Raw genomic sequence first — 11,913 nt, 5'->3', positions numbered from 1 at the left:
CGGATCGTGCCGGTGTTCGCCGCCGACCAGGGCGCGTTCTTCGCCTTCACCCTCGGCATCGTCGGCCTCATGGGTGGTGTGTTCCAGATCAACCCGATCTGGAACCTCGGTCCGTACAACCCGTCGCAGGTGTCGGCGGGTTCGCAGCCGGACTTCTACATGATGTGGACCGACGGCATGGCGCGATTGATGCCGCCGTGGGAGCTGTACCTGGGCCGTTACACTGTGCCCGCCGTCTTCTGGGTCGCCGTGATCATGGGGCTGGTCTTCGTCGTCCTCATCGCCTATCCCTGGATCGAGAAGCGGCTCACCGGCGACGTCAGCGCGCACCACAATCTGTTGCAACGCCCCCGCGACGTGCCCGTTCGCACGGCCATCGGCGCGATGGCCATCGCGTTCTATACGGTGCTCACGCTGTCGTGCGTCAACGACATCATCGCGTACAAGTTCCACATCTCGCTCAACGCGACGACCTGGGCCGGACGCATCGGCCTGCTGCTCGTGCCCCCGATCGCCTACTTCCTGGCCTACCGCATTTGCCTCGGCCTACAGCGCAGCGACCGGGCCGTGCTCGACCACGGGGTGGAGACCGGCGTGCTCGTGCGCCTGCCGCACGGCGAGTACATCGAGGTGCACCAGCCGCTCGGCCCGGTGGACAAGCACGGCCACCCTGTTCCGCTGGAGTACCAGGGCGCGCCCGTGCCGAAGAAGATGAGCAAGCTGGGCGCGGCGGGCAAGCCGGGCACCGGCAGCTTCCTGCGCGCGGATCCGCGGGACGAGAGCGCGAAGCACTTCGAGATCGAGCACGAAGAGGAACGCAAGCAACTCGCGGTGCTGCGCAAGGTTCAGGAACGGGCGAACGGCGACGGAAACGGTTCCGCCCACTGAGCATTCGGCACCCGACCCGCCCCGAAAACCGCGAAGGCCCCGAGTCCGATACGACCCGGGGCCCGCTTTGCCTTGTTCAGGCGAATCCGGAGCAGTTCATCCGCACCGGAACGCTCCCGTCGAGACCCCCACTAGGAATGCATCCCACTCACCCGGCGCAAACGCCAAGACCGGACCGCGTCCACTGGCTTTGGTGTCACGAACCGCGACACGGCCGTCGACGAGAAAAGCGACTTCCACACACGCTCCATCCGGGCCGCTGTATGTGCTCTTGCGCCATACAGCGCCCGTCCAACCAACCTCCACGGTACTAGCTCCTTTGCTGCGTCGAGAGCGAGATTTCTCCTGACATCGTTCCAGCTAGCAGCGGCATCCGACTGGAAAGCCGAATCCCGTGGTGCACCCTTTGCCGGAGCCCACTTTCCCGGTGCGTCGATATCGCACATCGAGTTCGAGAGGAAATTAACCTCGCACGGGGCCCGTCCCCGCGCGGTAACACTAGCAGGTCTTTCGAAAGTTTGCCCGGCTCTTGCCTATTCAATCATCGCAACCACACACGTTTGCGAAGCAACGGGGTTGCGGGAACATTGCCGATCCTAGGTATTCATTCCAAACACTGGCGTACCACAATGTTTTTAACGGATGTGATTGCTCTGTTATCGGCCGACAATTCCCATCCGGCCGAGGGCCGCGTCGACGGCGGCACAGTGGCCGTGCATGATGGAACCTATGGTCGAACGCGAGCGAGACGACGCAGGTCGCGCCCGTAATGCCCGTCCGCGCGACCGCCTCGGGCGTCCGCTGCCTCCCGGCAGTACCGGAGTTGCCCGAATTCCGGACGATCTCGATCTTCCACCCCAGCAAACCTTGACCTTCGCCCAGCAACTGCTGGACGAGGGACTCGCATTCAATGCACACGAGGTTTTAGAGGCCGCATGGAAGAACGGATCGTTCGCCGAGCGGATGCTGTGGCAGGCGCTCGCGCAGTTCGCTGTCGGTCTGACGCACATACAGCGCGGAAATCCCAAAGGGGCGCGTACACTGCTCGCCCGCGCGGTGTCGCGAATGACGGCATACCGACCGGAGAGCGGGCAGGCGCCCTACAATATCGACCTCCCGGGATTGGTCGCCCACGCCGAAGCTCTGCTCGCGACGCTGGAAGCGGGCGGCGAACCGGCGGACGCCGACCTGCGGCCGCGTCTGCGCGGCTGATCGCCTCGCTTCTACCATGGCCGAGGTGCGCTTCTCATCGTCCATCAGACGAGCCCGTGACTGAGCCGGGTGCGGGCCGGTATGCGCCGAGCCCGTCCGGGGACCTGCACCTGGGCAATCTCCGCACCGCACTGCTGGCATGGGCATTCGCTCGTTCCACCGGTCGCCGCTTCCTGCTCCGGATCGATGACCTTGATCGAGTGCGGCCCGGTGCGGAGCAGCGGCAGCTCGACGATCTCGCCGCGATCGGCGTGGATTGGGACGGGCCCGCGGTACGACAGTCCGATCGGTTGCCGCAGTACGCGGCGGCCATCGAACGCCTCACCGCCGCCGGGCTCACCTACGAATGCTTCTGCACGCGAAGGGAAATACAGAAGGCAGCGACGGCGCCGCACGGACCGATTGGCGCCTACCCCGGAACCTGCCGCACCCTGATTCCCTTGGAGCGCGAGCGGTTGCGCGCGCAGGGCCGCCCGGCCGCACTCCGCCTGCGCGCCACGGCCACCGAGTTCGAGGTGCACGACGAGTTGCACGGTCGCTACCGGGGCCCGGTCGACGACGTGGTGCTACGGCGCGGTGACGGCCTCCCCGCCTACAACCTCGCCGTCGTGGTGGACGACGCGGCGCAGGGCGTCGACCAAGTGGTTCGCGGCGACGATCTGCTGCCATCGACCCCGCGACAGGCATACCTTGCGACGCTGCTCGATCTGCCGGTGCCGCACTATGCCCACGTGCCGCTGGTGCTCAATTCGGAGGGGCGGCGGCTGGCGAAACGGGATGGGGCGGTGACACTCCGCGAACGATTGGCGCTCGGCAACACGCCGGAGGAAGTAGTCTCGGCACTGGCCGCTTCGCTCGGCTTCACCGCGACATCGTCGTCCGAGCTACTCGAGCGTTTCGACACCCGGCGGCTACCCCGTGAACCGTCGGTATTCGACGTGGACGGGTTGTTGCGAAGCAGCCCATGTCCGTAACGTACGCATCGTCCAACTACTGATCAATCGACGAGGACAAACAACTATGACAAGCGGTGGGTACGACCCCAACCAGTATCCGCAGGGCGGGCAGCCGTACGGCCAGCCGTACCCCCAGGGGGGCGACCAGTACGGCCAGCAGCCGCAATACGGGCAACAGCCCCAGTACGGCCAGCAGCAGCCGCAATACGGGCAACAGCCGCAGTACGGTCAGCAGCAGCCGCAATACGGACAGCAGCCGCAGTACGGGCAGCAGCAGCCGCAGTACGGGCAGGAACCCTACGGTCAGTACCCGCAGCAGCCCGGGTTCAACAACTACAGCGGACAACCCGGCGACCTCTTGACCCGGTTCGGAGCACGCGTCCTCGACGCCATCTTCAGCGGCATTCCGGCAGGCATCGTCTACTGGCTGGTCGCGTACGGCGTCGGCGGCTTCATCGGCGGCATTCTCGCCACCGCCATCGCCTACGTCGTCATTGTCGGCTACTACGTGCTGCTGGAGACCTCCCAGGGCGCCACCTTCGGCAAGAAGATCCTCGGACTGAAGGTGCTTGCTCCCGGTGGCGCGGCGAAGATCGACCCGCAGACCTCGCTCAAGCGGAACCTCTTCGTCGCCCTGAACATCGTCTACTGCATCGGCGCCCTCGCATCGTTCGGCTTGGCGATCTACATCGCGATCACCATCGAGCAGGACCCGAACAAGCAGGGCTGGCACGACAAGTTCGCCGGCGGCACCCAGGTCGTGAAGGCCTGATCCGCCGAAGGCCCGGAACCGCGAAGCGGGTGTGCGCTGAACCAGCGCACACCCGCTTTCTTTGTTGAGGGACAAGCGGGATCACATACCGCTTACGCCTGATTCGTTCTGTCCGACAGATAAATACGTCTACATCGATTCGATAATGCCTATCGTTGTCCGGATCGTGAAAGTAGGATCGTACTAACCCACTCCGGCCACGCGGCCGCGTAGTGAGGTCAAGGGGGGATTCGCCAGATGGCAGCGCGTGACTTTTTGGACCTGTTTGGTCCGGTCAGCCTGCGTACGGCCAGGCAACCGAGTAGCGCCTCGAGTTGTTCGCGCGGGCCCCGTCAGCAGCGATAACAGAGAGTCTCGGCATGAACATCATCAGATCAGCGGCAGCCGCCACCGTTCTCGTCGGCTCGGTGCTCGGCATGAGCACCGTCCTGCCGGCAGGTGCGGCGGGAGCACAATCGACGCAGAGCGATTGCGGGAACATTACTTGCACGATCCGGCTCGATCGCGCGCAGACACGTAGCGCGAGAGACAAGAGCTGGCTGGTAGGTGCCGGTTCCGGCCTGATATGCGCTCCCCTCAATGTGGCGGGTACCGTCTGCGCGGGAGTGATCGCGCTCGTCGCGACCGACATCGCGGTCGACGCGGGTACCTACTACGAGAACGGTAACTGCATCGGCATCCGGGTCATTCCCCATGGCCTCACGTTCGCGGGGACGACGGAAGTCACACGCGGGACCTACAACTGCGCGTGAGCCGGACGAGGTGCCATTCGTTCGCGAGTGGCACCTCGATGGCTCGACTCGTCCGGTGAACTACGTGCTGGTCGTCCCCGCGATGATCACGACGACGAACCACAGGATGGCGAGCACGATGGCGCCGACGCCGATCCAGATGCCCGCGAGCGCCATACCGCGGCCCTCCTGGCCGTTCTGCTTGATCTGGTTCAACGCGATCACGCCGAGGATGATGCCGACGATCGAGCCGAGCCCGCAGGTGACGAACCCGACCAGCGACGAGATCAGCGCACCGATCGCCATGCCGTTGGTGCCCTGCGCCGGGACTCCGTAGGGCTGGTACGGAGCCTGGTAGCCGTATTGCGGCTGCGGGTACGGCTGCGCGGGCTGCTGGTAGGAGGGGTACTGCGGCTGCGGAGGCGGCGTCATCGGCTGCGAGGGCGGCTGCACCGGGTACTGCGGCGCCGACGGGTAGCCCGATGGCTGCTGCTCCGGGCTCGGGTATTGCGGGACCGAATTCTGTCCCCCGGACTCCGGCGACACGCCTTGGCCACCGTACTGCTTCCACCACTCGTCGGAGTCCCCGGGATTCGTCATTGCTACAGCGTATTCCACAACCTGGTTGGATGATGCGGGTGAGTGAGTCGAAAACCACACAAGAGCACGGCGGGCCTGGACGCCCCGCGGACCACGCGGCATTTGCCCAGGTAGCGCGGGGGTACTACGCACCGATCGTGGCCCTTTTCACGGCAACCCTGATCATTTCCAACATCTGCGCCACCAAGGGGGTGGAGTTCTTCGGCGACCGGTCGGTGTCGCTGGGGCCGCTGCAAATCCTTCCGATCGCCACCGACGGCGCATTCTTCCTGTTCCCGCTGGCCTACATCCTCGGCGATGTGCTGAGCGAGGTGTACGGCTTCCGCGCCACCCGGCGGGCCATCTACTACGGCTTCGCCGCCCTGCTGCTGACAGTCGTGTGCTTCGCCATCGCGATCCGGCTGCCCGCCGCGAGCTTCTACGACAACCAAGAGGCGTTCCGCACCGTCCTCGGGACGACGCCTCGGCTCGTCATCGCGGGCCTGGCCGGGTACTTCGTCGGCCAGCTGCTGAATTCCGCGACATTGGTGCTGATCAAGGAGCGGACGAAGGAAAAGTACCTGTGGGCCAGGCTGATCGGATCGACCATCGTCGGCGAGTTCGCCGACACGCTGATCTTCTGCTCGATCGCCGCGGGCGCCATCGGCATCGATACCTGGCAGCAGTTCATCAACTATGTGATCGTCGGCTTCATCTGGAAGACCCTCTGCGAGGTGTTCGTGCTCCCGATCACCTACCGAGTGATCGCGTTGCTCAAGAAGCACGAACCGAGCTACGCGCCGACCGAAGTGGATCCGCTGCACACCTGACGAAATTCCCGGCAACACCCCCGAGGGCGATTCCGCCATCAGCTCCAGCAGGCCGGCGCCGGCCTCACCGAGATGGGCGAGGCCGGCGTGCCGTGCTCAGCGCGGGCGCACCACGTTCTGAGGGAACTGCCCTTGCACGTTGCCGGGTGGGTTGTAGAGGGCGACGACGACGCTGTTGTGGTCCGAGGCGAACCCGATACCGAGTCGCGTACTGGCCTTCCACACCACCTGCGTGAAATGCCCAGTTCGAATGCTGAATCCGGGATCGTTGTAGTCGTAGTCCTTGACTTCGTCGTACCACATCTGCGTGGCCATCTCGACACTGCGCGAGGCGTCGGCGATGCCGCCCGTTGAGAGCCAGAGGTTCTCCCCGGCGCCGTTCTTGTAAGGGCAGCTGTGATCGATCTCGCCCTTGTCGACGTAGTACTGCGCGCATTTCTGGGCCGAATTGATCAGGTTCTGGTCCAAGGTCATGACCGGGGAACCGTGCCTGGCCCGGAACTTGTTGTGCGCGGTGAGCCCGGCCTGCGGGAAATCGCCCTGTCCGGCGGCCGGGCCTCCGCCAGCGGCGAGCGCGGCGACCATCACCGCGGCAATGACCGATACCAACCTTCCGACACGCACGACAACCTCCTCGAGGAAGAGCACGACACAATAGAAGACGAATCAGAGAGCCACCGGAAACCACACGGGCAGTGGAGGTTTCGGGAACGGTGAGCATACCGCAGGCATTCGCTCGTCTCCGCTTCGACGGGCTCCAGCGCTGACTTGGTCCGCGTGGATTGCCGTAGTACTCGCCAAAAATCGGACGGATGTCGGAGTAACCGCAGCCGAGGATGCTGTCGGTAGTGATGGAGGATCCAGAGATAGGCCGAGCTTCGTTGACTCTCGGTGATTATTACCGGATCCCCTCACCTCTCCAGCGGCCCAGTGTCTCCGCCTTGTGCTCATCGAAGTAGCCGCCCTCGATGCTCTCGCGGATCCGGTCGACCAGGCGAATCGTGAACCGCTCGTTGTGAATCGTGCACAGCGTCGCGGCGAGCATCTCCTTGGCCTTGAACAGGTGATGGAGGTAGGCGCGCGTGTAGTTGGCGCAGGTGTAGCAGTCGCAGTTCTCATCGATCGGGGTGAAGTCGCGACGAAAGCGGCTGGTGTTGATGTTGAACCGGCCGGTGTCGACGTAGATCGCGGCGTTGCGGGCGACCCGGGACGGGTTCACGCAGTCGAAGGTGTCCGCGCCGTTCTCGATGGCGGTGAAGATGTCCTCCGGCTCGCTGATACCCAGCATGTGGCGCGGTTTGTCCTCGGGCAACTCGTCACAGCACCACCCGACGATGGCGCCCAGATTGTGCTTCTCCAGTGCGCCGCCGATGCCATAACCGTCGAATCCCGTTCCCGCGTTTCCGCGAATCGACTCGAGTCCGCGGCATGCCTTTCGGCGCAGGTCCTCGTACTGCGCGCCTTGGATGACGGCGAACAGCGCTTGGTACGGACGGTGCGTGCGCGCGGCGGTCAGCCGCTCGTGCTCATCGATGCAGCGCTGCGCCCACTCGTGGGTGCGCTGCACCGATTGCTCCTGATAGGCGCGGGTGTTCAGCAGCGTGGTGAGTTCGTCGAACGCGAACATGATGTCGGCGCCGAGCTGGTGCTGGATGTTCATCGACACCTCGGGCGTGAAGCGATGCACCGAACCGTCGAGGTGGGAGCGGAACGTGACACCGTCGTCGTCCACGGTGGCCAGCCGCTCTTTGCCGGGTGCGATCACGTCGTCGCTGCGTACATCGACCGCTTCCATCGCGAGCACCTTCTTGAACCCGACGCCCAGTGACATCACCTGGAACCCGCCGCTGTCGGTGAAGGTCGGCCCCGGCCAGTTCATGAACGCGCCGAGCCCGCCCGCCTCGTCCACGATGTCGGCGCCCGGCTGCAAGTAGAGGTGGTAGGCGTTCGCCAGCAGCGCTTGGGCGCCGAGTTCCCGCATGGTCTCCGGCAGGACCGCCTTGACCGTCGCCTTGGTGCCCACCGGAATGAAGGCGGGCGTGGCGATCGGCCCGTGCGGCGTGGCGATCAGACCGGACCGGCCGTGCCGCCCGTCCAGGCGCGTACCGACGGTGAAGGAGAAGGATTCGGGACCGGACACCCCGCTATCCTCGCAGTCCGGCAGACGCCGCCCGAACCAGGCCACCGCTCCCCGGCCCTGGGCTCCGGTCAGTCGGATTCGCTGAGGCGCGACACTCGCTCGGTCTGCTCCTGGTGCACGCGCGGAGCCCGCCGCCTCGGTCTCGGCCACGAGGCGCGGCCAGACTACACAGCCCCTGCGAACTGGGCGTTGTACAGGCGGTAGTACGCCCCGCGCTCGTCGAGCAAGCGCTCGTGCGAGCCGTGTTCCACGATCCGGCCCGCTTCCATGACGACGATCAGGTCGGCGTCGCGGATGGTGGACAGGCGGTGGGCGATGACGAAACTGGTCCGGTCGCGGCGCAGGGCGGCGGTGGCGTGCTGAACGAGCAATTCGGTGCGGGTGTCCACCGAGCTGGTCGCCTCGTCCAGGATGAGGATGGACGGTTTGGCGAGGAACGCGCGCGCGATGGTGATCAGCTGTTTCTCACCGGCGCTGACGCCGGAGCCCTCCTCGTCGATGATCGTGTCGTAGCCGTCGGGCAGCGCGTGCACGAAGCGGTCGACATAGGCGGCGCGCGCCGCGGCGAGAATCTCCTCTTCGCTCGCGTTCGGGTTGCCGTAGGCGATGTTCTCCCGGATGGTGCCCTTGAACAGCCAGGTGTCCTGCAACACCATGCCGATGCGCGAGCGCAGGTTGTCGCGGGTGATCTCGGTGATGTCGACGTCGTCGATGGTGATCGTGCCTGCGTCCAATTCATAGAACCGCATGAGCAGGTTCACCAGCGTGGTCTTGCCCGCGCCGGTGGGGCCGACGATCGCGACCACGTGCCCGGGCTCCGCCACCAGCGACAGCCGCTCGATCACCGGCTTGTCCGGTTCGTACCGGAACGAGACGGCCTCGAACTCCACCCGGCCGCGGTCGACCGGGCGCGCGTCGGCCATCACCGGGTCCGGGCTCTGCTCCTCGGCGTCCAGGATCTCGAAGATCCGCTCGGCCGAGGCGACGCCGGACTGCAGCAGGTTGGCCATCGCACCGAGCTGGGTCAGCGGCTGGCTGAACTGGCGGGAGTACTGGATGAACGCCTGTACCTCGCCGAGCGAGAGGCTGCCCGTGGCCACCTTCAACCCGCCGACGAGCGCGACCAGCACGAAGTTCACGTTCCCCAGGAACATGATCGCGGGCATGATCAGGCCCGAGATGAATTGCGCTTTGAAGCTCGCCTGATACAGCTGCTCGTTGCGCTCATCGAATGCCTTGCCGACCTCGCGGTTGCGGCCGAACGCGGTGACCACCTCGTGCCCGGTGTACGCCTCCTCGACCTGGGCGTTGACCAGGCCGGTGTACTTCCACTGGTCGACGAAGTGCGGCTTGGACCGTTTCGCGATCTGCGCGGTGATCACGATGGCGGCGGGCACGGTGAGCAAGGCGATCACCGCGAGCTGCCAGGAGATCCAGAACATCATGACCAGGATGCCGAGCACCGAGAACACCGAGATGAGCAGCTGGCTCATGGTCTGTTGCAGGCTCTGCGAGACGTTGTCGACGTCGTTGGTCACCCGGCTGAGCACGTCACCGCGCGGCGCGGAGTCGAAGTAGCGCAACGGAAGTCGATGGATCTTTTCCTCGACCTCGCTGCGCAGCCGCTTCACGGTCCGGTTGATCACGATATTGAGCAGGTACCCCTGCAACCACCCGAAGACGGCCGCACCGATGTACAGCGCCAGCACCAAGGCGAGGACCCGCCCGACCGCGCCGAAGTCGACCCCCACACCTGGCACCACGTCCATGGCGCTGAGCATGTCGGCGAAAGTGTTGTCGCCCTTGGCTCGCAGGGCTTCGATCGCCTGGTCCTTGGACACACCGGGCGGCAGCTGTTTGCCGACCACGCCGTCGAACACCAGGTTGGTCGCCTTGCCGAGGATGTACGGGCCGATGGTGTTCAGCACCACCGAGACGATGACGAGCGCGATGATCAGCGCGACCTGTAACCGCTCCGGCGCGAGCCTGCGCAGCAGTCGTTTCAGCGAAGGCACAAAGGATTTCGCCTTGGTGCCCGGCGCACCGGGCGTGGGCATTCCGGGTCTCATCGCGCCTCCTCGGCACTCAGTTGCGACTCGACGATCTCCCGGTACTCCGAGCACTCCCGCAGGAGCTGCTCGTGCGTGCCGATACCCGCTATCGCGCCGTCTTCGAGCACCACGATCTGATCCGCGTCCCGGATGGTCGCGATGCGCTGCGCGACGATGACAACCGAGGCGTCCGCGGTCTCCGGCTTCAGCGCCTCCCGCAGCCTGGCGTCGGTCGCCACGTCCAGCGCGGAGAACGAGTCGTCGAACAGATACACCCGGGGCTTCTTCACCAGCGCTCGGGCGATGGCCAACCGTTGACGCTGCCCTCCGGAAACGGTGGTGCCGCCCTGCGCGACGGGCGTCTGCAGCCCCTCCGGCATCTCGCGGACGAAGTCGGCGGCCTGCGCGATCTCCAGCGCGCGCCACAGCTCCTCGTCGGTGGCGTGCGGATTGCCGTAGCGCAGGTTGCTCGCGACCGTGCCGGAGAAGAGGTACGCCTTCTGCGGCACCAGGCCGATCTGCGAGCGCAACACCTCCAGGTCGATGTGGCGCACGTCGGTGCCGCCGATATAGACCGCGCCGTCGGTGACGTCCATCAGCCGGGGTATGAGGTTGATCAGCGTGGTTTTCCCCGCGCCGGTGGACCCGACGATCGCGGTGGTGGTGCCGGGGCGCACCTGGAATCGGATGGCTTTCAGCACCGGCTTCTCCGCGCCGGGGAAGGCGAACTCGGCGAACCGGAAATCCACGACAGCCGGGTCGTCGGTGAACGGCTGCGGCAGGCGCGGCGGGTGCACCGAGGACTCGGTGTCGAGCACTTCACCGATCCGGTCGGCCGACACCGCGGCGCGCGGCGCCATCATGGCCAGGAACGAGGCCATCATCACGGCCATCAGGATCTGCATGATGTAGGACAGCATCGCGGTGAGCGAACCGATCTGCATGTGCCCGGCGTCGATCGCGCGCCCGCCGAACCAGATCACCGCGACCGCGGTGACGTTGCTGATCAGCATGACCGTGGGGAACATCAGCGCCATCAACCGGCCGACCCGCAGCGCGGTGTCGGTGAGTTCGGTGTTGGCCAGGCCGAACCGCCAGGTCTCCTGCCGCTCCCGCACGAAGGCCCGCACCACGCGAATACCGGTGATCTGCTCGCGCAGTACCCGATTCACCTCATCGATCCTGGCCTGCATGTCGCGGAAGCCGGGCACCATCTTGGAGATCAGCACGGCCATGGACAGGCCGAGCGCGGGCACCGCGATCAGCAGCAGCCAGGACAGGCCGAGATCCTCGCGCAACGCCATGATGATGCCGCCGACGCACATGATCGGCGCCATCACCAGGATGGTCGCCGACATCACGATGAGCAGCTGAACCTGCTGAATGTCGTTGGTGTTGCGGGTGATCAGCGAGGGCGCGCCGAACATGCCCACTTCGCGCGCGGAGAACGTGCCGACGCGGTGCAGCAGCGCGCCGCGCAGATCGCGGCCCGCGCCCATGGCCGCCTGCGCGCCGAGATAGACCGAAGCGGCCGACGCGACGATCTGCACGCCAGTGACCGCGAGCATCCACAAGCCGGTGCTCCAGATGTAGCCGAGATCACCTTTGGTGACGCCGTTGTCGATCAGGTCCGCGTTGAGGCTCGGCAGATACAGCATCGCGATCACGGAAATCAGCTGAAGCACAACGACCCCTGCGAGCTGGGTGCGGTAGGGGTACAGATGCGTGCGGAGCAGTTGGGTCAGCATGATGAA

At 65.5% G+C, this 11,913-nt stretch carries 11 protein-coding genes and 1 pseudogene; 6 read left to right on the top strand and 6 right to left on the bottom strand.

Annotated elements, in window-relative coordinates; translation table 11 throughout:
* Positions 1-888: pseudogene (locus tag ACWEO7_RS32075) on the top strand (cytochrome b); the annotation flags it as partial.
* A 96-nt stretch (positions 889-984) separates the two neighbouring features.
* Here the strand turns inward: ACWEO7_RS32075 and ACWEO7_RS32070 are convergent.
* A complete protein-coding gene (locus tag ACWEO7_RS32070; RefSeq protein ID WP_356963395.1) occupies positions 985-1,194 on the bottom strand; it encodes a DUF397 domain-containing protein in 210 nt (69 codons plus the stop codon).
* A gap of 423 nt (positions 1,195-1,617) precedes the next feature.
* Here ACWEO7_RS32070 and ACWEO7_RS32065 point away from each other — a divergent pair, with 423 nt between their 5' ends.
* The 4 genes from ACWEO7_RS32065 to ACWEO7_RS32050 all read left to right on the top strand — a co-directional run bounded on the left by ACWEO7_RS32065 (position 1,618) and on the right by ACWEO7_RS32050 (position 4,580).
* Positions 1,618-2,100, top strand: a complete 483-nt coding sequence (locus ACWEO7_RS32065) for a DUF309 domain-containing protein (protein WP_452428790.1) — start codon at positions 1,618-1,620, stop codon at positions 2,098-2,100.
* Positions 2,101-2,156: 56 nt separating this feature from the next.
* Positions 2,157-3,074, top strand: coding sequence for a tRNA glutamyl-Q(34) synthetase GluQRS (gene gluQRS / locus ACWEO7_RS32060; protein WP_452428787.1), 918 nt, complete (start codon positions 2,157-2,159; stop codon positions 3,072-3,074).
* A gap of 46 nt (positions 3,075-3,120) precedes the next feature.
* Positions 3,121-3,828: an RDD family protein gene (locus ACWEO7_RS32055; protein ID WP_452428786.1), complete on the top strand. Its 708-nt coding sequence runs from the start codon at positions 3,121-3,123 to the stop codon at positions 3,826-3,828.
* 359 nt (positions 3,829-4,187) lie between these two features.
* Positions 4,188-4,580 carry a hypothetical protein gene (locus ACWEO7_RS32050; RefSeq protein ID WP_452428784.1) on the top strand — a complete coding sequence of 131 codons (393 nt, stop codon included), beginning with the start codon at positions 4,188-4,190 and terminating at the stop codon, positions 4,578-4,580.
* Positions 4,581-4,640: 60 nt separating this feature from the next.
* Here ACWEO7_RS32050 and ACWEO7_RS32045 read toward each other — a convergent pair whose 3' ends face one another.
* Complete coding sequence (locus tag ACWEO7_RS32045; protein ID WP_452428782.1) at positions 4,641-5,159, bottom strand: DUF4190 domain-containing protein; 519 nt, start codon at positions 5,157-5,159, stop codon at positions 4,641-4,643.
* Positions 5,160-5,188: 29 nt separating this feature from the next.
* Here ACWEO7_RS32045 and ACWEO7_RS32040 point away from each other — a divergent pair, with 29 nt between their 5' ends.
* The gene (locus ACWEO7_RS32040; protein ID WP_397079207.1) at positions 5,189-5,968 is read left to right on the top strand and encodes a queuosine precursor transporter; all 780 of its coding nucleotides are present in this window, start codon (positions 5,189-5,191) and stop codon (positions 5,966-5,968) included.
* Positions 5,969-6,064: 96 nt separating this feature from the next.
* On the opposite strand, the gene ACWEO7_RS32035 is transcribed toward ACWEO7_RS32040, so the two are convergent.
* The 4 genes from ACWEO7_RS32035 to ACWEO7_RS32020 all read right to left on the bottom strand — a co-directional run bounded on the left by ACWEO7_RS32035 (position 6,065) and on the right by ACWEO7_RS32020 (position 11,907).
* Positions 6,065-6,592, bottom strand: a complete 528-nt coding sequence (locus tag ACWEO7_RS32035; RefSeq protein WP_452428781.1) for a CAP family protein — start codon at positions 6,590-6,592, stop codon at positions 6,065-6,067.
* 274 nt (positions 6,593-6,866) lie between these two features.
* A complete protein-coding gene (gene tgt / locus ACWEO7_RS32030; RefSeq protein ID WP_452428779.1) occupies positions 6,867-8,108 on the bottom strand; it encodes a tRNA guanosine(34) transglycosylase Tgt in 1,242 nt (413 codons plus the stop codon).
* 164 nt (positions 8,109-8,272) lie between these two features.
* Positions 8,273-10,177, bottom strand: coding sequence for an ABC transporter ATP-binding protein (locus tag ACWEO7_RS32025; RefSeq protein ID WP_452428777.1), 1,905 nt, complete (start codon positions 10,175-10,177; stop codon positions 8,273-8,275).
* Complete coding sequence (locus ACWEO7_RS32020; RefSeq protein ID WP_452428775.1) at positions 10,174-11,907, bottom strand: ABC transporter ATP-binding protein; 1,734 nt, start codon at positions 11,905-11,907, stop codon at positions 10,174-10,176. The genes ACWEO7_RS32025 and ACWEO7_RS32020 overlap by 4 nt, the downstream gene beginning before the upstream one ends.
* Positions 11,908-11,913 lie beyond the last annotated feature (6 nt).

Source organism: Nocardia sp. NPDC004260 (genome assembly GCF_053603155.1).
This window is presented reverse-complemented; position numbering and strand designations above follow the sequence as displayed.